A 26363-nucleotide genomic window follows, 5' to 3' on the forward strand; every position below is an offset into this window, starting at 1 on the left:
GTTGATCGCGCTGGCCGGCGTGTAGTTCGATCCGACCAGCCAGGGCTGCTTGTCCTGCCAGACATTCGCCTGGGCCTTGGTCCATTGCTCGCGGGCCTGGGCCGGCATTGCCACCAGCAGCGCCGCGAGGATCAGGAATATGCGTTTCATGGGCATCGAGCTCCTCAGCGCTTGGCCGGCTGACCGGTGGTCAGTCGATAGGTCATGATGTTGCGATAGGTCTGGCCCGGCTCGAGCCGGGCTGATCCGAATTTCGGCTGGTTGGGCGTGTCTGGAAAGATCTGCGGCTCCATTACGATGGCGTCGCCCTCGCGGTAGATCTTGCCAGCCTTGCCGCTCGACGTGCCGTCGAGAAAGTTGCCCGAATAGAATTGCAGGCCTGGCTGATTCGACCAGAGCTCGAATCCGCGGCCCGAGACGGGATCGCTGACCCGCGCCATCAGATGCTCCGTCGGCGTCACCTTGGTGCCGATGATCCAGTTATGGTCATAGCCACGGCCCCAGACGATCTGCTGGTCGCGGGCATCGCGCACCCGATCGCCCACCGCGCGGGCACGGCGGAAATCGAACACCGTGCCGGCAACGGGCTTGTAGTCGCCGGTCGGGATCGCGCCATCGTCGGTCGGCAGATAGGATTGTGCGGGGATGGTGACGACATGCCCCATCGCGCCGTTGCTCGAGCCTTCGCCCGACAGGTTCCAATAAGCGTGGTTGGTGATGTTCGCGATCGTCGTGCGGTCGGTGGTCGCGACATATTCGATCGAGAGGTTGTTCTTCTCGTCGAGCGAATAGGTCGCGTCGACCGTCATCGTGCCAGGATAGCCCTGGTCGCCGTCGGGACTCACATAGCGCAAGGTCACCGACGCGACCGGCCCGTTCTTCACCGAAACGACTTCCCACAGCACCTTATCGAAGCCGATCGTTCCGCCGTGGAGCGAATTCTTCCCGTTGTTGACGGGTGTCTGGTAGCTCTGGCCATCCAGGCGGAAGCGGCCGACGGCGATGCGATTGGCGAAGCGGCCGACGGTCCCGCCGAAATATTGCGGCTTGGCGAGATAGTCGCCGATATTGTCATAGCCCAGCGCGACATCGGCCCTGCGGCCGACGCGGTCGGGCAGGACCACTGATTGCAGCGTGGCACCATAGGTGATCACGGTCGCAGACACGCCGCGCGCATTGGCGAGCGTCACCGATGCGACGACCCGGCCATCGGGCAACTTGCCGAAGCTTCCGCGCTTGGCGGTGGCCGCATCGGCGGGGGCGGAGATCACGATCGCGGCGGCAAGCGCGCCGATCGCTGCGAAATTCTTCATTGTCCTCTCCCTCTATGTACTAATGGCTGTCGCGCGGCAGGCCTTTGGTCTGGGCGATGCGCTGATATTTGACCGCGCTTTCGAGCACCGCGCCGGTATCGAACTGTCCGACCAGGTCGCGGTGGATTTCCTGCCACGGCGTCTGCGATTCGGGCACATAGCCGATCGCCAGCGCTTCCCGCCTACGGGTCAGTTCCGCCTCGTCCACCAGCATGTCCGCGGTACGCGTGTTCAGGTCGATGCGGATCCGGTCGCCGGTCCGCACCAGCGCGAGCCCGCCGCCCACGGCCGCCTCGGGAGCGGCGTTGAGGATGGAGGGTGATCCGCTCGTGCCGGATTGCCGTCCGTCACCCACGCAGGGCAGCGCATGCACGCCCGCTTGGATCAGTGCGGCGGGCGGCCGCATGTTCACCACCTCGGCGCCGCCCGGATAGCCCACCGGCCCGGCGCCGCGCATGATGAGGATGCTGTTGGCGTCGATGCCGAGCGCGGGATCGTCGATCCGGCGATGATAATCCTCCGGCCCGTCGAACACGACCGCGACGCCTTCGAACGCCTCGGGATCTTCCGGGTTGCTCAGATAGCGCGCGCGGAACTCAGGGGAGATGACGCTCAGCTTCATCACCGCATTGTCGAACAGATTGCCCGAAAGCACGCTCAGCCCGGCGCCCGCCATCATCGGAGTACCGAGCGGGAAGATCACGTCGGCGTCCTCGCTCTCGGCATTGCCGATATTGTCCGCGATTGTCTTGCCGTTGGCGGTGAGTGCGCTGCCGTCGATCAATCCGGCGCGCAGCAACTGTCCCATCACCGCAGGTACGCCGCCGGCGCGGTAGAAATCCTCGCCCAGATATTTGCCCGCAGGCTGGAGGTTGACGACCAGCGGTACGTCGGCGCCATGCGCTTCCCAATCGGCGAGGCTCAGCTCGACCCCCATATGCCGCGCGATCGCGTTCAGATGGATCGGCGCATTGGTCGATCCGCCGATCGCCGAATTGACGCGGATCGCATTGAGGAACGCCGTGCGGGTCAGGATGTCGCTGGGCTTGCGATCGGCCAGCGTCATCTCGACGATCTGGAGACCGGTGCGGTAGGCGCACTCCTGCCGGTCGCGATAGGGCGCCGGGATCGCCGCCGATCCGGGCAGCGACATGCCCAGCGCCTCGGTCAGCGAATTCATCGTCGTCGCGGTGCCCATCGTGTTGCACCAGCCGGTCGACGGTGCCGACGACGCCACCAGCTCGATAAAGCCCTTATAGTCGATCTCGCCCGCCGCGAGCATCTCGCGTGCTTTCCAGACGATCGTGCCCGATCCGGTCCGCTCGCCCTTGAACCAGCCGTTGAGCATCGGCCCGACCGATAGCGCGATCGCGGGAATGTTCACCGTCGCCGCGGCCATCAGACAGGCCGGTGTGGTCTTGTCGCAGCCGATCGTCAGCACGACGCCGTCGATCGGATAGCCGTAGATCGTCTCGACCAGGCTCAGATAGGCGAGGTTGCGATCGAGCCCCGCGGTTGGGCGTTTGCCGGTTTCCTGAATCGGATGCGTCGGGAATTCGATGGCGATGCCGCCGGCATCGCGAATCCCCTCGCGGACCCGCTTCGCCAGTTCGATGTGATGCCGGTTGCATGGCACCAGGTCACTGCCGGTCTGGGCGATGCCGATGATCGGTCGGCCGGACTGCATCTCCTCCAGGCTGATGCCATAGTTCAGATAACGCTCTACATAGAGCGCGGTCATGTCCGGATTGGCGGGATTGTCGAACCAGGCGCGGGATCTGAGACCCTTGCCGCTCGATCCAGCTTCGTCCCTCAATTATATCCTCCGGGTTATTGGCAGGCACCGGCCTGGAAGCGGCACTGCGCGGGCTTGATACCGGCAGAGTGCGGCAATAGGAAGAGCATATATATCTTATAAAAAGGCGAGGCGAGGCATGACAAGCGCAATTCGGCTGGGATTGGTGGGAATCGGCAAGATCGCACGCGACCAGCATCTGCCTGCGATCGAAGCCGATGCGGGGTTCGAATTGGTCGCGACGGCCAGCCGCCATGCCCAGCTCGAGGGCATTCCTGCTCACTCCGATGTCGAATCGATGATCGCCGGCGGGCACGGCTTGGAAGCGGTCTCGCTCTGCACCCCGCCCGATGGTCGTTACGAGCAGGCGCTAGTCGCGATCGAGGCAGGCTTGCACGTCATGCTCGAAAAGCCCCCAGCAGCGACGCTGTCCGAGATCGTCGATCTCGCCGAACGCGCCCGCGGCAAGGGCGTCACTCTGTTCACCACTTGGCATTCGCGCGAGGCCGCCGCGGTTGAGCCAGCACGGCTATGGCTGGCAGACAAAAGAATCGATGCGGTGCGGATCACCTGGAAGGAGGATATCCGACGCTGGCATCCCGGCCAGGAATGGATTCTGGCGGCCGGCGGCTTCGGCGTTTTCGATCCCGGCATCAACGCGCTGTCGATTGCGACGCGCATCCTGCCTCAGCCGCTATTGCTCGATTCCGCGTGGATGGAGGTGCCGCAAGGCCGCGCCTCGCCGCTTGCCGCGCAGCTGGAAATGCGGAGCGGCGAAGCGGCAGTGACCGCGGAGTTCGATTTTCTCCAGACCGGCCCGCAGACCTGGGACATTGAAATCGACACCGATGCCGGCACGCTCAGGCTCTCGATGGGCGGCAGCATCCTGCACCTTCCCGGCGAACCCGAGCGCAAGGCACCGGACCGGGAGTATCCGCGGCTCTACGCGCGTTTCGCCGAACTGGTCGCGTCGGGGGGCAGCGATGTCGATATCCGGCCGCTTCAGCTCGTCGCCGATGCCTTTTTGCTCGCGGACCGACGCACAACGAGCGTTTTTGCATTCTGACATGCAGTCCCCGGTCGCGACCGCCGAAGACTATTGCCCGCTCAATGCGAGCACCCTGCTCACGACCATGGGATGAAGCGCCGAGTTGAAACGAAGTCCCGCGCCGTGAATCGTTTGCCAGCGCACCTTGGCTCCCATTGGCGCAAGACCTGGGATGGTGATGACGACATAGCTATCTACCGCAAGTTCGAGCACCGTGGTTACGCGACAACCCATGCATGAGATATCCTGGAGCTCGACCCTGCGCTTGCCGGTCAGCGTGCTCCCCATCACACCTTCCAGTGCGATCGGGATGCGAAGTTCTTTCCGGGCATCGGGCGGCGAGATGGCAAGCGGTCGCCGCGGATCGCGATACAGCATCGTCTATACCCCAATTGTCGATGTCGCCTTCTCCGTGCGGATCACCACAAAGCTGATATTGTCGCTTCCATCCCTGTGCAGGGCGGTGCTCAGCAACCGGTCGGCCAGCGCCTCGCCAGGCTCATTCGTGGATTCGGCCGCATCATTCTCCAGTGACCGGCTGAGACCGTCCGAACAGAGAAGCAGGATGTCATCCGGCGATACCAGGAAAGCCAGCTTCTCAATCGCGAGCTCGGCCTCGACGCCCAGCGCTCGCGTGACGACGTTCGCCTGGGGATGCGTCGCGGCTGCCTCATTCGATATGACGCCGGCATCGACCAGTTCCTGCACCAGGCTGTGATCCCGCGTCAGCTGCTCGAGATGGTGCGCGCGAATGCGATATCCTCGGCTGTCGCCGACCCAGAACAGACACGCCCGATCGTCCGCGATATGGAGCACGACCACGGTGGAGCCGATCACGCCCCCGGCAGATAGAGCGTGGTCGCGGATGCGCTGGTTGGCGCGGTAAAGCGCTGCCTCGATGCTCTGCGCGCACGGGAGGGGGCTCGCCGCGTCAGTGACTTCGCGCAGCGCGCCGATGACGATTTCAGCGGCGACGTCGCCACCCCGATGCCCACCCATTCCATCCGCTATCGCCCAGACCCCGCGTTCCGGACAGTCGAGCAAGCGGTCCTCGTTGATCTGGCGCTTATGGCCCACATGCGTGCGTGCGACCGAAGCATAGGCAAGGCCGTCTCGATCGCCCGATCGAGGCGGCCGGCAGTCAAAGCCCGGCGATACTCGGCGGGGCATATTCACGGGCGAGCTCCGATGTCCTGCTCGGCAAGCGCATAGGCATGGACGAATGCCTCGTCCAGCGAGCCAGGTTCTCCATTGAGCTGGCGCATCAGATCTGCGTGGCGGGCTTCGGCTTCCTGGGCGCGCAGGGCCGCGCGGTTCTTGAGCAGTGATGCGCGATCGGCAATCGCGGCATCCAGGTCATTTGCGTCGAAGGTTTTTACGGCGCGGCGAAGCGACGCCTGTAAGCCGGCAAATGTCGCGATCAAATGGCGTTTGATATCCTGAAGCGACGAACTGATCGCCGAGGGCCCGGAGAGGAATCCGCCCGAACCTGCGAGCAGCATGTCGATCGCCAGCCGCTGGGTGGGCGCCCATTTGAACGGGTTGTTCCCCGACCCGCCGATCGTCGTGCGCGCCAGATTGTAGCGGGCGCGGGCAGCGTCACGCTCGACCATCAGATCGGCCAGGCCGAGCACGAGCTGGCGATAGACGGCACCGGCGCGCTCCATGATCTCCGCTGGATCCTCCGACGACAGCAGGGAAGCCTCCAGCCCCGCGCCTCGGCAGAAAGCCTCGAGCAGCGATTCCCCGGTCGCGTCGGCAATCGGCTGGGCATCGCTCCAGTCGGTCGGCACGTAGGAAGAGGCGCCGAGCGGCGGCGTCAGGATCATCGTCCTGCCGACATCGCGTGCATCGTCATCAAGAGGAGCGCGGGTCAGCGCGATCCGGAAGCGCCCGAGTCGCATCGTGAACGGCGGCGATACCGGCACGTCCGTTAGATCGGGCAGGCGATCGCCGGTCGCTGCGTCGAATACGCCATTGGTGCCGATCGCCCGCACAACCAGGCCATCCGCCACCGCGGCGACTTCGCAGTGTGCACGCGAGATCGCCAGATCGGGATCGGCGATCGACCAGTCGCAATTGCTGTCGCGGCCGATGCTGATCATCCCCTCCCGGAGCAGACGCGCATCAATGGGATGCACGGCGTCGGCGCTGTCGAAAAGCTGGAGCATGTACATTCGGGCGCGATCCTAAGCTGCGGCCCGGCTCGCCGCCGGCAGCACGCAAGTGGCATCTAGCGCAGGCTGCTGAGCGGCGGTCTTGCCTGCCAATTGGGGTTCGATCGTTGCAGCGGCGCGGTTGAACGCGTCGAACAATGCGCCGATCTCATCGCGCCGGCGATGCGATATCCGCAGGGCAAAGCCTTTTTCCGCTGCTTCGTCCATCGAGCGCGCCAGGCGGTGGAGTGGCCGTGCGACCATCGCGCCGCTCAGATATCCGATTACCAGCACCACCAGCATCACCAGCGCCGCGAGTCCCAGCAGGAGCGCGCGCGCATTCGCTATCGCCGAATCGAGCGCAGTCCTGCGCAGAACCAGATCGATCGAGCCGAAATCCGCGCCGGCGTAACGGATCGGGCGGACAAACCGCATGCCACCGCTCCCGTCGTCACCCGCGGCGACATTGGTCACCGATGCCCCGGCGCGTCCTGCCATCGGCTTTTCGCCGGCATGGGTGCGGTAGGGCTGGCCGACGCCCTTGCCGTCGCTTGCGGCGCGCACGATCCCATGTTCGTCGATCACAGCCATGCTGCGGATGCCGCCATCCTGCGCGGCGGTCGCCACGAATGCCTGGAGCGGTGCCCAATCCTGTTCGGGCGTGGGGAGGCCGGCATTGTCGGCGACGAGCACCGCTGCGTTCTTGGTCACAAACGTCGCGATCGTCTCTCCCGAGGTGATCGCCATATGCTCGAGCGCGCGCTGCTGGCGGGACAATATCATCGTGATGCTCAGGACCAGCGCGATCAGCGTGATTCCGACCAGAACCAGCGGCAGCTTGATGCGCAACGAAAGGCCGCGACGAGCGATGGTGTCGTCCGCGCTCAGCGCGCCAAGCTCGCGATGCAGCGCCTGGGAAAGCAGTGTGCCGCTGGCGAAGCGCTGCTCCGGCTTCTTCGCGAGCAACTTCTCGATCGTCTGGCGAAGGCCGGGAGGACAGTCCGCAGCCGAGCGCTCGATAGGTGCCACCTTCTCCTGCGCTATCTGCAGTGCGAGCGTGGCAAGGCCGGACGCGCCGAAGGCAATCCTGCCTGTCAGCATTTCGTAGAGCACCGCTCCCAGCGAGAACAGGTCGGAGCGGTGATCGACCGGCATTCCCAGCGCCTGTTCGGGGCTCATGTAGCGCGGCGTACCGATCATCTGGCCGGCCTGCGTGCGCTCCAGCTGGCCCTCAGCTGCTTCGCCGATCCGTGCGACGCCGAAATCGAGCAGCTTGGCGGTCTTGCCGTCCCTCGACAGCAGGATGTTCGAAGGTTTGACATCGCGGTGCACGACGCCGCGCTCATGCGCATAGGCTAGCGCCTCGCCGAGCTGCGCGCCGAGCGCCAACACCCGTTCGAACGGCATCCGCCCCTCGGCTTGCAGGACGAGATCCAATGGACGTCCTTCGATCAATTCCATGGCAATGTACGGCACGCCATCGGCCTCGCCGACGTCATAGATTGTCGCGATGTTGGGATGGCTCAACGCACCCGCTGCCCGGGCCTCGCGAAGAAAGCGCGCGCCGATCGACGGATCGCGACGATAGTCGGCCTTGAGCACTTTCATTGCGACCGTGCGGCCGATTTCGGGGTCATGCGCGCGGAATACGTCCGCCATTGCGCCTTCGCCGATATGGCCATCAATCAAGTAGCGGCCGAGTCTTTCCACCGCCGGATCCCCTCGCGTTCAACGGAACGGTCCGGGTATCACGCGGAAGCTTAAGTATTTGTGTGGGAGCGCTTACTTGCGCGCCCGGACGGTTGCCGCAATCCGTTCGGCGCGCTGCAGGTCGCGCGCGATGACCGGATTCGCAGGATCCAGTGCCTTTGCTCGACGGAGTTGGACGAGCGCCTCGCCGACGGCACCGCGGTTCAGCGCGGCGAGCCCGGCGGCACGTGCCTTTTGCGCGGCCGCTGTGTTTGCGACCGGCTTCGCTGCAGGCGCAGGCGTCGCGGGTTTCGGGCGCGGCTGAACCGCAGCGGCGGCGGGTCTGCTGGGTCGCTCCGGGGCGGGGGAGGGCTTGGGCTGCGGAGGCGCGCCCGGCACGCGGATCGTCTGCCCCGCAGCCAAGGCCGAGGGGTTGTCGACGCCATTGTATCGCGCCAGCTGATAGGCTTTCAGCCGGTTTCCGAGCAGCCTCTCCGCGATTTCCTCGAAGGTCTCGCCTGTGCGAACCGTGTATGCGTAACTGTCCGGACCGAGCAGCTCTTTCGGATCGCGCTGCATCGAATCGCGCAACAGAAGCAGGCGCGAATTCATCGGGTCCCGCTTCAGTAGTGGCTTGAGAAGAGTCTCGGCGCCCTTCCTGTCGCCACGCATCAACAGGGCCTGGACGGCGTCGACATCGCTCGCCGTGACCGGTGCCGCCGGCGGGGCACCGATCGCGGGGTGTGTCGGCCCCTTTGAACAAGCCGCCACCGCAAGCAGCGCGCACAGGGAAGCGAGCTGCAGGAATCGCTTCGGAGAGGCCAACATCATGCGATCCTTTGGGAAATTATATTCTGGGCAGCCCGGGGGCCAAGATCGAGCAACGCTTCGATATGCGCCGGGTTGCGCGAGAAAGCCTGAAATTCCTCCCCGGTCAGTGGCTGAGAGAAATAGAAGCCCTGAAACTCGGTGCAGCCATGCTGCCGAAGCCAGGCATATTCCTCGAACTGCTCGACCCCTTCGGCCAGGACGCGAATGCCCAGTCCGCGGCCCAGCGCGATGACGCTCTGGCAGATCGCCTGGCTGTCGCGGCGCTTATCGACCGCGGTCACGAATTCGCGATCGATCTTTATCTTGTCGAACGACAGCGAGCGCAAAGCTGTCAGGCTGGAGAAGCCGGTTCCGAAATCGTCGATCGCAATCTCGATCCCGCGCGATCGCAGCGCGTCGAACAGGTCGCCCGCGCGGGCGATATCTTGTGTCGCGGCGCTTTCGGTCAATTCGATGTCGAGCATCTGGGGAGGAAGTGCATGCCGGACGAGCGTGCGCTGGATCAGCTTCAGCATATCCGGCCGGTCGAGCTGATAGCTCGATACATTGACGGCAACCCGCAGGTCCCCCAGGCCGCCGGAACGCCAGCGGCTCGCCTCACGGCATGCCGCGTTTAACGCCCACATGCCGAACTCGTCCGCCATGCCGGCGGCTTCGATGATCGGAATGAAAAGGCTCGGCGATACCATTCCGCGCGCGGGATGGTTCCATCGCAGCAGGGCTTCCGCGCCGGACAGCCGGCCCGCTCCGGCATCGATTTGCGGCTGATAGCGCATCTCGAGTTCGCCTGACTGGATGGCGCCGCGAAGATCCTGTTCGATCGTATAGTGATCGCGCACGACCGCGGCCGTCGTGTCATCTATTCCCGAATGCGGGGACGCGGCGCTGCTGGAGGAGCAGGCGGCAATCAACTGCGCAAGCAGCGCCTGGGGCGACTGGTGGCCCTTCGTATAAATGCCGTGATGAAAGCGCGTGTCGGGCACAAAATCGCGCCCGCCCTCGCGGATCGGAGCACCGAGCGCGTAGCTGATCGCCGACAGTTCGCCTTGAGCATCGCCTTCGGCGACATCGGGCCCGAACCAGATCGCGAAATGGGCACGATCGACATGGGCGAGCAATCGTCCTTGCCCAACCATGCGGCGCACGCGCGCGGCGAGTTCGCGCAGCATCCGGTCGCCCAGTGCCGGATCGAAAGCGCATACTCTGTCGAAATCGGCAAAGGCGATGACTCCGAGCGCCCCATGGCCATCGCTTTCGACCTGCGCGAGAAGAGGCTCCCGAGTGGCTAGGCCCGTGACCCGATGCGTCTGCCCCCAACGCTGGTCGAGCCCGTGGGACCGTTCCTCCAGAGTCTTCAGACAACGCGCGACGCGCTGCTCCAGCGTCCCGGTGCCACTATCATCCGCGAGTTTTGCAAGACGATCCGCAACAGCTCTTGAACGGCGGTGCACATGGTACGCAGCGAGGGCAGCGCCAAGCGCCAATGTCGGCAGCGCCAGGTTTGAGAAGCCGGCGAACAAAGTTTCCAACCAGATCAGCGCCGTTATGCCAAGGCCTCCCAGGACAAGGAACAGCGAATCCGTCCCGCCAACCTTCAAGAGGCGATGTCGCTCCGGACGCGAGCTCGACGGCAAGAATCCACCCTTCATACGCACCGCGCGTAAAGTGGAATGAATACAAAGGAGTTAAACGCTCTGCGGCTCCGCGGCGCAGAAGCGTGCAACATAGTCGGCGTGGCTGGGCATTGATTCCGCCGATTGGGCAAACAGGCTGGCGAGACGGATCAGGTTCTGCTCGAGCCGATCCGTGGCAATCGTGTCGGCGAGCGGGCTCCAGGATTTGGGCAAGATGCTGCGGCCCATCAACAGCGCCAGCCATGTCGCCTGGGACGCGGGGCCCGTCGAAGGCAGCCTTCCGGCTTCGCTGAATCGTGAGATTGCACGCGATACAGCCTCGGACTGGGACGCGGGAAGGGGTGTCAGCAACGCGGAAAGGTCACGTAGCGCTTCCCACCCGCCCGCCATCGCCTCGTTATAGGCATCGGCGAGGACAGCCATGTCGCTTCCGCGCGGCAGGAGATCGCGCAAGGCCGAAAGACCGATCCGTGCAAGGTCGACGGGATCGGCGAAATACGGCTCGATCATACCGGCGGCGCGGCCGATCGCGACGCAATTGCCCCGCCAGGGCCCTGCGCGCCGGCCTGGGAACAGGGGGGCGACCGAAATATCCGCCGCGCCCCCCGCAATCGCGGCCAGTTCATCGAGCGCGACCGCTTCGTCTTTGGCGTCGAAGCAGGCTGTCCAGCCGGTATGGCTCTGCAACGCGATGCGCTGGATCCAGCCGGCGCGCGCGCCATAGACGCTGGTGACGGGCGGAAGCAGGGAATCAGCCGCGCCGGTGACGCTGGCGATACGGTCGTTCCCGAAGTCGCGGGACCAGTCGTCGAAGTCGCCCCCGCCAAAGCCGCCGATCAGTTCGCCGCCGTCGCTGGCATCGACGAAGAAATCAGCTTCAACGCGGTCGCCGGCCTGGAAGTTGAGCGCGACGATCGTGCCGTCGTCGCGCCGCTCGGCATGTGCGACCGCGCCGGATAGCACCTCGACGCCGATGCGCATCGCGTGTTGGCGCAAATGATCAGCATAGCCGATGCGATCGACATGATAGCCATAGTCGAGCATCGCGATGCGATCGGGGGTGGGGCGGACGAACCTGCCGGTACGCACGGCAAGCGCGGCGAGGTTATAGTCGTCCAAAGGGCGCGGCCATCCGTGGGCCCGTGCGCGAAACCAAAGATCGGCGAACGGCACACCATCGACCGGCGAACCATAGTCCCCGAACGGGAGGAGCCATTCGGCTCCAGGCGCGGGCCAGTCCGTAAAGTGCGTGCCGAGGCGATAGCCGCCCCGAGCGGCGGCCAGCAGGGCATGCTCGTCCAGCCCGAGCAGCGCGTGCCAGGCCTTGGCGCCGGGCGACAGCGCCGCTGCGCTGGGGAGGTCCCGGTCCGCCGGGAGATCGATCAGCGTAACGCGCGTCCCGGCAGCCACAAGCGGGGCGAGCATCGCCGCCGCCATCCAGCCGGCGCAGCCGCCGCCGAGGATCGTGATATGGCTGAGGCCGGGCGGTGAGGAGGGCGAGACAGCCGGGCTCATTGCGCCCTGAAGTTCAGGAAGATGTTCGCAGTAAGCCGTCCGCGACGGGGATCGGCGGGCAGTTCAACGCCCGGCGTGACATGCGCCGAATGCAGCAGGCAGCTTCGGTAGATCGCCATTCGATTGAACCTGGCATCGCAGCCGCCGAGCAGTTCGTAATAGGCATCGCTGTCGCCGACATAGCCGGTCGGCGGCTCGCGCCGCGCCAGCTCGGTCGCACGCGCCGCGTCATAGGCCGCCTCGCGGTCCGCACCGATCGTCTCGAAACCGGTCGCACGGTGACGATAGAAGGAGGTGCCGCCGAATTCCGGGGCACACAGATAGTGCAGCAACGCGAATTGCAGCGGATAGACCGTGTCGATGTGTGGAGTGCGCTGCTGCAGCGTGAGCTGGGCCGGGGGCATCGTGGTGAGCGAGAAGCTGCACTCGGCATTGGCCAGCGTCATGTCGCCCAGCCCGAATACCTGCCTGATGACGGGCATCAGGCCCCGCGCCACGGCCTCGACATAGTTGAGCGGCGCCGGCGCGCGGATGCCGGGATAGCCGCCATCGGGATTGCCCGCGGGCGTGAAGGCGACTTCCCAGCTGGCATATTCGATCAGCGCGGCGGGGTGGGCGACGAGATCGTCGACGAGCAATATCGGTTCGCGCTCCCGGCCGATCGGCCGGGACACGATCGTCGGGCGCGGATTGAGCGTCAGATCATAGGTGGCGGCGGCACCTGTGGACACGGAAGATCCTTCAGCCTTTCCCCGCGAGCGCCGGGATGCGTCGCCGCGAATCTATCCCGGATTTGGGAAGGCGTGGCAAATCTGGAGATTCTTTTCCCCAAAAAATTGGGGCGCTTCCGAGGGGTATCGGAGGAAGCGCCCCAGTACAGGGTTCGCAATAGGGTCAGGGCCGGATCAGTTTCCAAACCTCGCACGGACCGAAAAGGTCAGGCGGCGATCGTTGCTGAACCAGGAGCGCGGCCTTCGCACGAGATCATTGTTGATCACCTGGGTGGTCTCCAGAACCTCGTTGAGCAAATTGACCCCCTGGAGGCCCAACCGGATGTTCGGCGTGACCTGGTAGAAGATCGACGCGTCGAGCTGCCCGGTCGCTTCGTTGAACACCGGTGCAAAGGGCACGATCACGTCGCGCGGCGTGAGCAGGTATCGCGACCGCCACGTATAGGCCGCCCGAAGCTCGAGCCCGCCATTCTGATAGAAGGGCGTTAGGTTGAACGTGTATTTGGACAGGCCCTGGAGCGGCAGCTTGCTGGTGTCGACGCTGGCGATGTTGCCGGCCGCCACGTCGGGATCGGTGGCGGAAAGCGTGCTCTGCTTGACGCCCTTCGAGTCGACATAGGTGAAGTTGCCCGAAAAGCCCAAGCCCTTCAGGATTCCGGGCAGGAAGCCGAAAGTCTGCTGGTAGCCGACTTCGAAGCCCTTCACGTGCCCGGTGTCGGTCGCATTCAGCGGTGTGGTGACGATCGCCGGGAACGTGACCCCGTTGTTGGTGAAGGACAGGCGCTGCGTTCCGTTGGTGAGGACGCCGTGCAGTTCCTTCACGAAGCCCGAGATGGTCAGCTGGCCCACCGACGAGAAATACCATTCCGCGGTCAGATCGAAATTGTCTCCCTCGATCGGCTTCAGATAGGGGTTGCCGACGTTGAAGATCGCGACCGGCCCACCATTGGTGTTGATGGTCTGATCCTGGGTGTTCAGCTGGATATTGTAGAAGGATCGGGTCAGGCCGAAATCGGGTGGTGCGATCGATTTATTATAGGCGGCGCGGAACTGGAGCCCTCCGCCGACTTCGAGCTTCACGTTCGCCGACGGCAGGAAATAATCATATTTGAGCTTGGCATCGATCGGTGTCAGCGCGCCGTTCTGGAAGGCGTTCGCATTGGCGACGACGGCCGGTCCCAGCGCGCAGAACGGTGTCGGCGGCTGATTGTTCTGTGGCGGAGTGCAGGTGTAGGTCGTCTGCGGGAAAGTGAAATATCCGCTCGAGCTACGCTGCGTGTTGACGTAGCGCACGCCGACATTGCCGCTCAGGTTGATCTTGCCGATCGGATTGCCGAAGCGGATGACGCCATAGGCGGCGTTGGTGCGCTCGTTGACTGGGTTGATTTCGCCCGGGCGGAACGGCGTTCCCGCCACCACGCCACAGCGCTGGGCAAGCGGCACCCAGTTTTGTGGGCACTGCCCTGTCAACGCGCGCGCCCGCCACTCATCGCCGATCTGAAGTGCGGCGTTCGATGCGGCCGCATAATCCTGGATCAGAGAGGCGGGAAGGAACATCCGGCCTTCATGGGTCGGCAGATTGACGTCGCCGCGGAAGAAATTGGGGAAGGAGAAGGCTTCCCCTGGTCCGGGTGAACCGCCTGCCGTGGCGGGATTGCCGTTGACCGGCGTATCGAGCCATACTGGCCCGCCGCGGCCGACGCTGGCACCGGCCGCGTCGCTGCCGCCGCCCCAGATCTCGCTCAGCACGCCCCAGTTATAGCTGGTGAACCGCGCGACGTTGTCGCGGTCCGCATAGCGATAGCCGGCGCGGATCGAGGTCAACCAGCTATCCTCGGGGAAGGAATAATCGAGATCGATGCGGGCAGCGTCCTCGTTGCCGTCGCTGTCCTCGATGTGATCCATCGCCGAGCGGTAATAGCTGTTGTAGGGATCGAGATAGCTAGGATGGGCGGCGTTCTGGTAGAGAACCGCGCCCTTATTGTCCGGCGGCAGGAAATTCACATAGGCCGGATCGTTGCCGTTCATGCGAATGTCGACATTCTGGAAGCTCGAAGTCCAGATCCCGAAATCGGTGTTGTTCACGTGCGAATTGACGTGCTGATAGTCGAGCTTGACCGTCAGCCGATCGGTGGCGTTCCATTCGAAATGGGCGCCATAATCATCGGTGAGGAAGCGCTGGTCGACCGCGCGGACAATGTTGTTGCTCTGAAGGCCGTTGATCGGCGTGCGGACATTGTCGGCGGCGCCCCATTGATCGGCGCGGTACCCGTTGGGCGCGGTGATCACGCCCCCGGTGAAGATGCCCTCATCGTCGAACGCGAAGGTGGTGCCGGGATAGGGCTGTGAATCGCCGTTGCTGGTGACGTTGTCGGTGGCGATTTCGACGGCGTGCTCGGTCCAGGCTTCCCGCGAATCCGAACGCAGGAACTGGAAGGTAGCGGACATCGAATCGTCGTTGCTGCGCCACTGCGCCGCGGCGGAATAGCCGTAGCGCACGCGATCGAAATCCTGGCTGCGCATCGCCGCGCCGCGCGGCACATAGACGAACTTGCCGCCCGCCGGCAGCGAGCCATCCGCCGGCGCCTGGCCGAGCGACCCGTTTGCATTGAGCACCCGCTTGCCATAGTTCGAGATCTGCAGGCCATCGGCGCGCGACACGATTTCCGAGCGGACGAAGCTGGCAAGCAGGCCGATCTGGCCGATACCGGTATGCCAGCGATTGCTCACCAGTATCGACACCGTCGGTGCGGATTTGTGCGCGAGATCGCCGTAATTGTTCTCGAGCGCGCCGGTGATGATGAAACCGTTCTGGTCGAACGGAAGCCGGGTGCGCAGGTTGACGATGCCGGCGATACCGCCTTCGATCATGTCCGCGCTGGGGCTCTTGAAGACGTCGACACCGCCGAGCAGTTCGGAAGGCACGTCTGCGAAGCTGATGCCGCGGCCATTATTGGCGGTGAAGGTGTCGCGGCCGTTGAGCTCGGACCGGGTATAGGTGAGGCCGCGGACAACCACGCCCGAGCCTTCGGGCTGGAAGTGATCGGGATCGACGCCGGCATCGAAATGGCCGATCGCGACGCCGGGAATGCGCTGCAGCGCCTCGGTCACGGAGCGATCGGGAAGCGCGCCGATATCCTCGGCGGAAATTGAGTCGACGACGACTTCAGAATTCTTCTTGATCGCCTGGGCACTCGAAAGGCTCTGGCGGATGCCCGTGACGATGATCTCGGTCTCGGGCGTGTCCGAAGTCTGGGCGCTATCCTGCGGCGTACCCTTGTCGGAAGAACTGCCGTTCGGCGCGGGCGATGCTGTCTGGGCGAAAGCCGGAGATGCCAGTGCGACGGTACAAATTGCGAGCAGCGACGTGCTGCCCTTCAAAAGACGGTCCTTTACCGGTGCTTCAGCCATAGCACCGCATATCGATGGAAACATCCTCGATCCCCTCCTAGTTTATGGTAGCGCTAACATTTTTAGATGCGCTATCTTGTTTCTCATCATTGCTTAACGAGCCTCTTCACGCTGCGCTAGTAACAATTCTGTCGCTTGCCGCTTTTGTTGGCGATATGTGTCCAAACAGTCGCACGTGGGAGCGCTAACACCACGGCGAGAATTTGGGGGGAGTAATGGAGGACGCCACGACAAGGGTCGGCCGTGTTCTTATCGTCGGTGGCGGTACCGCGGGATGGATGACGGCGGCGTCGCTCGCCTGGGCGTTGGCGAAGCTGCCGGTCGAGATCCTCGTCGTCGAATCGGACCAAATTGGGACAGTCGGCGTCGGCGAGGCGACTGTGCCGCACATCCGCTTCTTCAATGCGCGACTCGGTATCGACGAGGCCGATTTCGTCCGGCGGACCAACGCGACGTTCAAGCTGGGGATCGAATTCCGCGACTGGGCACGGATCGGCGATTCCTACATCCATCCGTTCGGCGATTTCGGCCGCGACATGGGCGGCATGCCGTTCCACCATCTCTGGCTGCGGCTAGCCCGCGAGCGGCAGATGCCCGACCTCCAGCAATTTTCGCTGCCGATCCTTGCCGCACGGGCGAACCGCTTCGCGCCGCCGGCAGAGGATCCGCGATCCATCGGATCGACCTTCTCCTACGCCTATCAGTTCGATGCCGGCCTCTACGCGGCCTATCTGCGCGACTATGCCGAGCAGCGCGGCGTGCGGCGGCTGGAAGGCCGGATCGTCGAGGTCGGGCAGCATCCCGAGAGCGGCGCGGTGACCTCGGTCACGCTTGAAGGCGGCGCGGAGATCGAAGCCGATCTGTTCGTCGATTGCTCGGGTTTCCGCGGCCTGCTGATCGAGGACACGCTGAAGGCCGGGTACGACAATTGGTCGCACTGGCTCCCCTGCGATTCGGCGTTTGCCGTGCCCACCGCGCATGGCGGGCCGCTGACGCCCTATACGCGGGCGACGGCACTGGAGGCGGGCTGGCAATGGCGCATTCCGCTCCAGCATCGCGTCGGCAACGGGCATGTCTTCTCGAGCCGGTTCACCGACAGCGACACGGCGCGCGATCGGCTGATGGGCAATCTCGAGGCCGAGCCGCTTGCCGAACCTCGGCTGCTGCGCTTCACCACGGGCAAGCGCCGGCGCCAATGGGACCGCAACGTCGTGGCGATCGGGCTGGCGGCCGGATTCCTCGAACCGCTCGAATCGACCAGCATCCACCTGATCCAGCTCGCGATCGGCAAGCTGATCGAGCTGTTCCCGCTCGCCGGCATGGATCCGGTCGCCGCACACGAGTTCAATCGCGCGATGGACCTGGAATATGAGCGGGTCCGCGACTTCCTGATCCTGCACTATTGCGCCACCGAGCGCGACGATACCGAGTTCTGGCGGTATGTCCGCACCATGGAAGTACCGGACTCGCTGACCTATGCGATCGCCGCATTTCGAGAACGCGGGCTGGTGGTCAAATATCGCGAGGGTATGTTCCTCGAGCCGAGTTGGCTGGCGGTCTATTACGGGCAGCGGATCGAGCCCCGGCTGGGCAATCCGCTGGCCGAGGCGCTGCCGATCGCCGAGGTCGAGAAGCGCACCCACCTGCTGGCCGAGGAACTGGCGGGCGCGGTGGCTGCGATGCCGGATCATGCAGCCTATATCTGGCAGCTGGGTGGAACCGCGCCGGAACGCGCGGCATGACCGCAGTGCCGGTCATCGCGATTGTCGGAGACGGCGTCGCCGCGTGGATGACGGCCGCAACGCTGGCGCGGCGCCTGCCGCGCGATCGCTACGCGATACACGTGATCGAGCCGGGCCGCCCGACGCCCGAATGCCTGGGCTCGAGCCTGACCGCGCTGCCGTCGCTTGTCGGCTTCCATGCGATGCTGGGGATCACGGAAGAGATGATCCTTCGCGAAGCGCGGGGCACAGCGGCGCTGGGCGTGGCCTATTCGGGCTGGAGCGCCGATGGCGGCGCGAGCTTCTTTCCGTTCGGCGCGGTCGGGGCGCCGATGGCGTCGGTCGCGTTTCACCAGCTCGCCGCGCGGCTGGTGGCCGCCGGGCGCGCGGTGCGACCGGCCAATTATTCGGTCGCGGCGCTTGCCGCGCAGAGCGGGCGCTTCGCAGCGGGCCAGCCGCACGGCCTGCATCTCGAGCTTGCCGCCTATCGGAAGGCGATGCGTTCCGTCGCGCTGGCGCATGGCGCAACCGCAGCCGATGGCCCGCTTGTCGCCGTCACGGTGGAGGACGGACGCATCGCCGGCCTTGCGCTTCCGAGCGGCACGATAAGCCCGCATCTGGTGCTCGATTGCACTGGCCCCGCGCGGCTCGCGATCGGCGCGCTCGAGGCACGATTCCAGAGCTGGAAGGCGTGGCTGCCGTGCGATCGGATGGTGAGCGGCTTTTCCACCGAACCCGTCGCGCCGCTTTATGGCCAGATGTTCGCGGAAGATGCCGGCTGGTCGTGCCTGACGCCGTTGGCGGGCGGCACGGCGGAGCTCGCCTGCTACAGCACGGCCTTTGCTGGGTCGGACGGCGGCGAAGCATTCGAGAATGGCCGGCTGGACGCGCCCTGGATCGGCAATTGCATCGCCCTCGGCACCGCTGCGGCCGTCGCCGAGCCACTGCATCCGATCGGGCTGCAGCTGACCCAAAGCGCGTTGGCGCGATTGATTACTTTGCTCCCCGCCACGCCCGAGGCGGCGGTGGAGGCGGCCGAATATAATCGCATCTCGGCCAACGAGCTCGACAGCGTGCGCGACTTCCTGACGATGCACTATGCCACCAGCACGCGCGCCGGGCCCTTCTGGGATACGGTGCGCGCCGCTCCGCTGCCCGAGCGCGCGGCGTACAAGCGCACCCTGTTCGAGGCGACGGGGCGCATCGTGATGTATGACGAAGAGATGTTCGATGCCGAGGATTGGGTCACCCTGTTCGACGCTCACGGCATAAGGCCCCGGCGGCACGACGCGCTGGCCGACGGCTTTTCGCTGGACGAGATCGAGCGGCATTTTGCGCGCGTGCGCCAGGACGTGATCGAAACAGTGCGCGCAATTCCGCCCTATGCTTCGCCGCTGCCCGTGGCGGCGGCATGACGTCAGGCCCGATCCGCAGCGTCGTGATCGTCGGCGGTGGCACTGCGGGCTGGATGGCGGGGGCGGCCGTTGCGCGGATGGTACCAATCGGGGTGCGGGTTACGCTGATCGAATCGGACGAGATCGGCACGGTTGGCGTGGGCGAGGCGACGATCCCGCCGATCCGGTCGTTCAATGCGATGCTCGGCGTGGACGAGGATGATTTCATCGCGGCGACCGGCGGCAGCTTCAAGCTGGGGATCGAGTTCGTCGATTGGTGGCGCTCCGGCCATCGTTATCTCCACCCGTTCGGCGCGTTCGGCTTCGATATCGAAGGGGTGAAGTTCCACCATTACTGGCTGAAGATGCGCGCCGCCGGGCGCGCGGGGCCGCTGGAGGCGTATAATCTCTCCGCCGTCGCCGCGCTGAACGGGCGGTTCGCGCGGCCCGATCCCGATCCGGCATCGCCGCTGTCACAGCTCAACTATGCCTATCATTTCGATGCGTCGCTCTATGCCGGCTATCTGCGGCGGCATGCCGAGGCGCAGGGCGTGGTCCGCGTCGAGGGCAAGGTGGTGGATGTCGCGCTCCGTAGCGAGGACGGGTTCATCGAGGCGGTGACGCTCGACGGCGGACTCCGCGTCGAAGGCGACCTGTTCATCGATTGCTCGGGCTTTCGCGGCCTGCTGATCGAACAGGCGCTGGGCGCGGGCTATGAGGAATGGACGCAGTGGCTGCCCTGCGACCGCGCGGTCGCGGTGCCCACCGCCAATATCGATCGGCGGATCGCGCCGTTCACCCGCGCCACCGCGCGGCCGGCGGGCTGGCAATGGCGGATCCCGCTCCAGCACCGCACCGGCAACGGCTATGTCTATTCGAGCGCGCATATCGACGACGAACAGGCGGTCGCGACGCTGATGGCCAATCTGGACGGCGAACCGCTGGCGGATCCGCGGCCGCTGCGCTTCGTCACTGGGCGGCGCAAGAAATTATGGGTGCGCAACTGCGTCGCGCTGGGGCTCGCTTCGGGGTTCATGGAGCCGCTCGAATCGACCAGCATTCATTTGATCCAGTCGGGCATCTCCAAGCTGTTCGCGCTGTTCCCCGATCGCGGCTTCAATCCGGTGGCGGCGGACGAATATAACCGGCTCGGGCAGATCCAGGTCGAGCAGATCCGCGACTTCCTGATCCTCCACTACAACGCCACCGAGCGCGATGATTCGCCTTTCTGGCGCCAGTGCCGGACGATGGCGGTGCCCGAGAGCCTGGCGCGCAAGCTCGCGCTGTTTCGCGACAAGGGTCGGCTGTTCCGCTACGAGGACGAGCTGTTCGCCGAGGCGAGCTGGGTCGCGGTGTTGCTGGGACAGGGCGTGATCCCCGAGGGCTGGGACCGGCTGGCCGACACGGTGGACGCGACGGCGATCGATGCGCGCCTGCGTCGCATAGCTGAGGTCTTCGCGGCGACGGCCCAGCACATGCCCGATCATGCCGATTTCATCGCCCGTATCCGCCCGGGCGGCATGAGGATCCCCGCATGAGCGACGCGCGCATCCGCGACATCGTCATCGTTGGCGGCGGCACCGCGGGATGGATGGCAGCGGCCACCTTCGCCAAGCTGCTCGGCCCCGACTACGCCCGGATCACCTTGGTCGAATCCGATGCGATCGGCATCGTTGGCGTCGGCGAGGCGACGATCCCGCAAATGGCGATCTTCAACCGCATGCTCGGCATCGACGAAAACCAGTTCATCCGCGAGACCAAGGGCAGCTTCAAGCTCGGCATCGAATTCGTCGACTGGGGGCGGATCGGCGACCGCTATTACCACCCCTTCGGCAAGTTCGGCGTCGACATGAAGGGCGTGTCGTTCCACGCGCACTGGCTGCGCGCGCATCAGGCCGGTGCGCCCGAGCGGCTCGACGATTATTCGCTCAACGCGCTCGCCGGCGACCGGCAGAAGTTCCTCCGCCCGATCGACAATGGCAATTCGCCGTTGTCACAGATCGTCTATGCCTTTCACTTCGATGCCGGGCTCTATGCCCGCTATTTGCGCGGCTATGCCGAGGCGCGCGGCGTGGTGCGGCAGGAGGGGCGGATCATCGAGGTCGCCCGGCGCGGTACCGACGGATTCATCGAGGCGGTGACGCTCGAAAACGGGGAACGGATCGAAGGCGACCTGTTCATCGATTGCTCGGGATTCCGGGGACTGCTGATCGAGCAGAGCTTGGGCGCGGGCTATGAGGATTGGTCGCAGTGGCTGCCCTGCGATCGCGCAATTGCGGTGCCGTGCGCGAGTGTGTCCGGGATCACGCCGTTCACTCGCGCCACGGCGCGCACCGCCGGCTGGCAATGGCGCATTCCACTCCAGCACCGGACCGGCAACGGCCATGTATTTTCGACGAAGTATATGAGCGAGGATGAGGCGACCGCGATCCTGCTCGCCAATCTCGACGGCGAGCCGCTCGCCGAGCCGCGCGTTGTGCCGTTCACCGCCGGCCATCGCCGTAAGTTCTGGGACGGGAACGTCGTGGCGCTCGGGCTCGCATCGGGCTTCATGGAGCCGCTCGAATCGACTAGCATCTGGTTGGTCCAGAGCGGGCTGGCGCGGCTGATGAACATGTTCCCAGATCGCGGCTTCGCCCAGGGGACGATCGACCGGTACAACCGGGTGATGGTTCACGAATATGAGCAGATCCGCGACTTCATCATCTTGCACTACCACGCCACCGAGCGCGATGATTCGCCGTTCTGGAACTATTGCCGAACCATGGAAGTGCCGGAACGGTTAAAGGAGAAGATGCGCTGCTTCGCCGATTATGGCCGCACCTTCCGCGACGATGACGAGCTGTTCAATGAAACGAGCTGGTTCGCGGTGATGAACGGCCAGCGGCTGAACGCGCGCACCTATGACCCGGTGGCCGAAACGATGAGTCTGGAAGAGACAATCGCGCGGCTGGCGCAGATCCGCCAGACGATCGTCAATTCGCTCGACTATATGCCGAGCCACGCAGAGTTCATCGCGGCGAATTGCGCGGCTTAGCGCCGCCCGACAGCGAACCGAGCAGGAAGGCGCGGAGGCGCTCGGTGCGCTCCTCGCTGGCGGGGCCGAGCACGCTGCGGACGTGCGGCGGCAGATGATCGCCCGCACTCGCGGCATCTTCGTCGAACACGAGATAATCAAACCAGGCGCGCCAGGCCTGTTTCTGCTCCGGCGGCAGGTCGCGGATGCTCATCAGCGCGTGGATCATCGCGATGAACGGCGTGGCGGAGGCGTCATAGGCCCACCAATAGTTCACCAGCACGTTCACGGGATCGAGTGCGCGGACATGGTGCCACCAGATCGCCGGAATGAAGAGCGCGTCACCGGGCTCGAGATCGGCAACCAGCGCGTGGCGCAGTGCCTCGGCATAGCGGGGATAGCGTGTCAGATCGGGCGACTCGGGATCGGGCATGCTGACGGGCGGGCCGGCGAGCGTGCGATCGAGCGGGCCGACATACATGTTCGCCGCCTGGGTGGGCGGGAACAGGGTGAAACGCCGGCGCCCCGCCACCACCGCGGCGACATTGGCTGAGGCATCGAAATGCGTCGCGATCCGGACTGCATTGCCGATCCACAGCCGCGGCGTGGCGCCGCTCGCTGCGAGGTCGAGCCGGTTGGCCTCGGCCCATCCTGGGAAATGCTCGGCAGCGGTGGCTGCATTGGCATAGAGCGCGGGCGGGGTGCCCTCGGCTCCGGCGAAGCGTGCCAGCTCGCCCAGCAGGGCCTCAAGCGGCACGCGCTGCCGCGTGAAATTGAAGCCCTGCATGTCTTCGCTATAGAAGAAACGGCCGTCGATCTCCGGCGTACTGACCAGCACCTCCAGCGCCGCCCCGCCGCGGAACCTGGCGAGATATTCAAGCATCGCCTGACTGCCCTCGCGCCCGGCCTGGACCGCCGGCCAACCGGCAACCTGTCCGCGCAGCACGACCGGCTCATAGCCGGACGCGATTTCCCCCGCGAAGACCTCTGGCGTGACGGCTTCACGTTCCTTGACGCGCCGGAGAGCCGCGGGATTGGCGCTGTGCATGGTCCAGCGGTAGCGCACCGCTGCCGCCACGCCAACTATCGCCACCTTGTCATTCGCGACGTCTTCGCGTTGATGGCGCCTGGCCCTTCCCGTGGCCAAGCCGGATCGGAAGCGGAGTTCCGAGGATGCGCGATCTCAGAGACGGTCGTTGGGCCGATGCCAGCCTCACCGTGCTGCTCGCGGTGCAGGTGCTGACCCTCTTCGTCGCGATCCCGCTGGGCGCGCACCATTCGTCGTCCCATCTTCTGCTTGACCTATGCCACCTCGCCTTTGCCGCGATCTGCGTCGGCGTGCTGACCCGGCACCGGGCGGTGCAGATCGCGCTGCTGGCGGGATTGGCGCTACTTGGGGTGGGACCTGTCGCCGGCGACGCGTTCGCGGGACGCCTTGGGCTCAGTGCGCAGGCCGTCCATGAAACGATCGCGATCAATGCATTCATTTTCAACGGCATCGTCACCGCACTTGTCGCGCGCCAGGTCTTTGGCGCCGGGCGCGTGACCGGGTATCACATCCAGGGCGCGGTTCTGCTCTACCTGAACGTCGCCGCGTTGTTCGCCATCGCCTATGGCCTGCTGGAGAGCCACTTCATCGGCGCTATCGTGCCCGAGAGTGGCGGCGTACTCGGTGGTGCGCTCGGCGCCCGCACTGCGGCGCTGACCTATTTCAGCCTATCGACGATCACCACCACCGGCTTCGGGGATCTCCAACCGGCTCATCCGATCGCGCGCAGCCTCGCCAATTTCGAAGCGGTGTTCGGGCAGCTGTTCCCCGCTACGTTGCTGGCCCGGCTGGTCGGGCTTCATCTGGTGCACAGCAAGCACGAAGAATCCTGAATTCGACCATTTGAAATGGCCGTTTCCGTGAGCTTAGCCACTTCCGTCCGGCGCGGGTTCCCGATAACCACGGTCGACGATCTTGCACCCAAAGGATGGGCCTGCGCCCGCCAATGAGTCCCGCAACCCGGATCGCATCCCAAGGCGATCCTCAAGGGCCGAAAGCAATGCAACTTCTGGTAGTAGAAGACGATGCGATGGCGGCGAAGCAACTCGTCGCCGACCTGGCCGAGCTCGGCCATGGAACCATGGTGGCGCAGGACGGGCGCGCAGCGCTGTCGCTGGCGACCGACAGCAAGTTCGACGCGGTGCTGCTCGACGTGATGCTGCCCTATGTCGATGGCGTCGGCGTGGCTAAATTGCTCCGCGAGCGCGGCATCGACGTACCGATCATCATGCTGACCGCGCTGGGCGACCTCGACCAGCGGCTCGACGGGCTCGATGCCGGCGCCGATGATTATCTGGTCAAGCCGGCGGCCCCCGCGGAGATCGACGCGCGGTTGCGCGCGATCATCCGCCGCGCGGCGCGGACCAACGAATCCGGCGTGATGCGGGCGGGCGACATCGAGGTGAACGAGATCAAGTATCGCGCGATGCGCGCGGGCCGGCCGCTCGCGCTCCAGAATCTCGAATTCCGCATCCTGTGCGAGCTCGTCCGCAACGCCAACAGCGTCGTCACGCGCCAGATGCTTTACCAGACGATCTGGAACTTCGATTTCGAGCCGGCGACCAACGTCGTCGACGCGCACATCCGCCGCATCCGCTTGCAGATCAACCAGCCGGGCGAGCGCGATCCTATCAAGACGATTCGCGGCGTCGGCTATATGTTCACCGACAAGGAGTGACATGCGCCCGCGCTCCCTTCGCGCGATCATGGCGATCTATGTCACGGCGGTCATCATCGCGCTGATCCTGCTGCGCACAGTCAACTATCGGATCACCCATGACGCGCTGGAGCACGAAGTCGATCTTCGGATCGCCAGCGAAGCGACCGAGATCGTCGATGCCGGACGAGGGAGCGACGAACGCGCAATGGCGGCGTGGATCGCGACCGAACTGGGCGAGCATGACAGCGCCGATCTCTATCTGCTGCTGGTGGACAAAGCGGGGCGGAAGCTCGCGGGGAACCTGTCGCTGCGCACGCTTCCGGCGATCGGCTATTCGGATCTAGGGCCCGAGGCGAATGTCGGCGGGGTCGATCATGGGCGTGCGCTGACGCGGCGGCTGCCCGGTGGCGGCACGCTGGTCGTGGTCGCCGACAATGACGAGGTCGACAGCTTCGATGCGATGCTGTCGCGCGTGCAACTGTTCGGGACCGCGATCACGGCGCTCATCCTGATCGGCGGCGCGGTAGGCATCACCCTGGCGATCCGCGGGCGGATGCGCGCGATGCAGCGGACCGTCGACGCCGTGATCGCGGGTGACCTGCACAGCCGCATCCCGCTGGACGGCACGCGGAGCGAGTTCGACCGCCAGGCGGCGGCGTTCAACCGGATGCTCGACCGGATCGACGAGCTGATGGTGAACATCAAGCATGCCGCCAAGGATGTCGCGCACGAGCTGAAGAGCCCGCTTGCGCGGCTGCGCAGCCGGATCGCCGCGCTCGAACGCCATTCGCAGGGCGATCCGCTGGAGCCCGAGATCGCCGAGCTGCGAGAGCAGACCGATCAGATGCTCGAGCTCTTCGCGAGCCTGATGCGGCTATGGGAGATCGAAGGAGGCCATCGCCGCGATCGTTTCGCTTCAATCGACATCGCCGCATTGGCGAGCGACGTTGGCGAGGCGTTGCAGATCGTCGCGGAGGAGGCCGAGCGGCCCCTCACGATCGCCGATAGCGCTCCGCTCCGGGTACGGGGCGATCTCCACCTGCTGCGGCAATTGCTTGTCAATCTGATCGAGAACGCCATTCGGCACACGCCGCCGGGCACGCGGATCGCGCTGCGGGTCGAGAGACGTGCGCACTCGGTCGCGCTTGTCGTGGCGGATGACGGGCCCGGCATTCCGGCGGCGGAGCATGCGGTGGTCGTCCGCAAGTTCGGCCGGCTGGAGTCGGCGATCGAGGCGCCGGGGCAGGGGCTTGGGCTGACTTTGGTTGATGCGATCGCGCGCCTGCATCACGGCAGGCTGACGCTGGAGGATGCGGGCCCGGGCCTGCGCGCCGTGGTCGAGCTTCCGCTGCATCCCTGAGAATGAAAAAAGCCGGCCGGGGCATAGGCCCCGGCCGGCTG

At 65.1% G+C, this 26363-nt stretch carries 20 protein-coding genes; 8 read left to right on the forward strand and 12 right to left on the reverse strand.

The features are described 5' to 3' along the window. Positions 1-164: 164 nt before the first annotated feature. Together IAG41_RS13415 and IAG41_RS13420 are read right to left on the reverse strand one after the other, a co-directional pair. The gene (locus IAG41_RS13415; protein ID WP_187729174.1) at positions 165-1313 is read right to left on the reverse strand and encodes an aldose epimerase family protein; all 1149 of its coding nucleotides are present in this window, start codon (positions 1311-1313) and stop codon (positions 165-167) included. A 19-nt stretch (positions 1314-1332) separates the two neighbouring features. Then, on the reverse strand, positions 1333-3129 hold the full coding sequence (locus IAG41_RS13420; RefSeq protein WP_187729175.1) for an IlvD/Edd family dehydratase: 1797 nt from the start codon (positions 3127-3129) through the stop codon (positions 1333-1335). A gap of 118 nt (positions 3130-3247) precedes the next feature. Between IAG41_RS13420 and IAG41_RS13425 the strand changes: the two genes are divergently transcribed. Next, positions 3248-4174 carry a Gfo/Idh/MocA family protein gene (locus IAG41_RS13425; protein WP_187729176.1) on the forward strand — a complete coding sequence of 309 codons (927 nt, stop codon included), beginning with the start codon at positions 3248-3250 and terminating at the stop codon, positions 4172-4174. Between the two features lie 30 nt (positions 4175-4204). On the opposite strand, the gene IAG41_RS13430 is transcribed toward IAG41_RS13425, so the two are convergent. The 9 genes from IAG41_RS13430 to IAG41_RS13470 form a co-directional block, all read right to left on the reverse strand. Continuing rightward, positions 4205-4534 (reverse strand): hypothetical protein, encoded by a 330-nt coding sequence (locus IAG41_RS13430; protein ID WP_187729177.1) that lies wholly within the window; start codon positions 4532-4534, stop codon positions 4205-4207. Positions 4535-4537: 3 nt separating this feature from the next. Beyond that, positions 4538-5326 (reverse strand): PP2C family protein-serine/threonine phosphatase, encoded by a 789-nt coding sequence (locus IAG41_RS13435; protein ID WP_187729668.1) that lies wholly within the window; start codon positions 5324-5326, stop codon positions 4538-4540. Positions 5327-5328: 2 nt separating this feature from the next. Continuing rightward, positions 5329-6333 carry a type VI secretion system-associated FHA domain protein gene (locus tag IAG41_RS13440; RefSeq protein WP_187729178.1) on the reverse strand — a complete coding sequence of 335 codons (1005 nt, stop codon included), beginning with the start codon at positions 6331-6333 and terminating at the stop codon, positions 5329-5331. Between the two features lie 12 nt (positions 6334-6345). Then, on the reverse strand, positions 6346-8022 hold the full coding sequence (locus IAG41_RS13445) for a protein kinase domain-containing protein (protein WP_187729179.1): 1677 nt from the start codon (positions 8020-8022) through the stop codon (positions 6346-6348). A gap of 72 nt (positions 8023-8094) precedes the next feature. Next, positions 8095-8673 (reverse strand): LysM peptidoglycan-binding domain-containing protein, encoded by a 579-nt coding sequence (locus IAG41_RS13450; RefSeq protein WP_262408698.1) that lies wholly within the window; start codon positions 8671-8673, stop codon positions 8095-8097. A 155-nt stretch (positions 8674-8828) separates the two neighbouring features. After that, on the reverse strand, positions 8829-10361 hold the full coding sequence (locus IAG41_RS13455; RefSeq protein WP_187729181.1) for a putative bifunctional diguanylate cyclase/phosphodiesterase: 1533 nt from the start codon (positions 10359-10361) through the stop codon (positions 8829-8831). Positions 10362-10517: 156 nt separating this feature from the next. Continuing rightward, on the reverse strand, positions 10518-11981 hold the full coding sequence (locus tag IAG41_RS13460) for a tryptophan 7-halogenase (RefSeq protein WP_187729182.1): 1464 nt from the start codon (positions 11979-11981) through the stop codon (positions 10518-10520). Next, positions 11978-12712, reverse strand: a complete 735-nt coding sequence (locus tag IAG41_RS13465; protein ID WP_187729183.1) for a DUF6445 family protein — start codon at positions 12710-12712, stop codon at positions 11978-11980. The genes IAG41_RS13460 and IAG41_RS13465 overlap by 4 nt, the downstream gene beginning before the upstream one ends. Before the next feature lie 174 nt (positions 12713-12886). Then, entirely contained in the window at positions 12887-16123 is a 3237-nt protein-coding gene (locus tag IAG41_RS13470) for a TonB-dependent receptor (RefSeq protein ID WP_187729184.1), read from the reverse strand. A gap of 215 nt (positions 16124-16338) precedes the next feature. On the opposite strand from IAG41_RS13470, the gene IAG41_RS13475 reads away from it, so the two are divergent. From IAG41_RS13475 to IAG41_RS13490, 4 genes are read left to right on the forward strand one after another with little or no spacing between them, the layout of a single operon-like run. Beyond that, entirely contained in the window at positions 16339-17865 is a 1527-nt protein-coding gene (locus tag IAG41_RS13475) for a tryptophan halogenase family protein (protein ID WP_187729185.1), read from the forward strand. Next, the gene (locus IAG41_RS13480; RefSeq protein WP_187729186.1) at positions 17862-19259 is read left to right on the forward strand and encodes a tryptophan 7-halogenase; all 1398 of its coding nucleotides are present in this window, start codon (positions 17862-17864) and stop codon (positions 19257-19259) included. The genes IAG41_RS13475 and IAG41_RS13480 overlap by 4 nt, the downstream gene beginning before the upstream one ends. Then, positions 19256-20776, forward strand: a complete 1521-nt coding sequence (locus tag IAG41_RS13485) for a tryptophan halogenase family protein (RefSeq protein ID WP_187729187.1) — start codon at positions 19256-19258, stop codon at positions 20774-20776. The genes IAG41_RS13480 and IAG41_RS13485 overlap by 4 nt, the downstream gene beginning before the upstream one ends. Beyond that, positions 20773-22275, forward strand: a complete 1503-nt coding sequence (locus IAG41_RS13490; RefSeq protein WP_187729188.1) for a tryptophan halogenase family protein — start codon at positions 20773-20775, stop codon at positions 22273-22275. Before IAG41_RS13485 ends, IAG41_RS13490 begins: the two co-directional genes overlap by 4 nt. Here IAG41_RS13490 and IAG41_RS13495 read toward each other — a convergent pair. Further along, positions 22250-23347, reverse strand: a complete 1098-nt coding sequence (locus tag IAG41_RS13495; RefSeq protein WP_316251155.1) for a cupin-like domain-containing protein — start codon at positions 23345-23347, stop codon at positions 22250-22252. The two genes, IAG41_RS13490 and IAG41_RS13495, sit on opposite strands and share 26 nt — an antisense overlap. Positions 23348-23427: 80 nt before the next feature. Here IAG41_RS13495 and IAG41_RS13500 point away from each other — a divergent pair, with 80 nt between their 5' ends. From IAG41_RS13500 to IAG41_RS13510, 3 genes are all read left to right on the forward strand, one after another. Further along, positions 23428-24135, forward strand: coding sequence for a potassium channel family protein (locus IAG41_RS13500; protein ID WP_187729189.1), 708 nt, complete (start codon positions 23428-23430; stop codon positions 24133-24135). Between the two features lie 167 nt (positions 24136-24302). Further along, a complete protein-coding gene (locus IAG41_RS13505; protein WP_187729190.1) occupies positions 24303-24980 on the forward strand; it encodes a response regulator transcription factor in 678 nt (225 codons plus the stop codon). A 1-nt stretch (position 24981) separates the two neighbouring features. Then, entirely contained in the window at positions 24982-26322 is a 1341-nt protein-coding gene (locus IAG41_RS13510; protein ID WP_187729191.1) for an ATP-binding protein, read from the forward strand. Positions 26323-26363: the final 41 nt, after the last annotated feature.

It is taken from the genome of Sphingomonas sp. JC676 (assembly GCF_014489075.1).
GTDB lineage: Bacteria > Pseudomonadota > Alphaproteobacteria > Sphingomonadales > Sphingomonadaceae > Sphingomonas.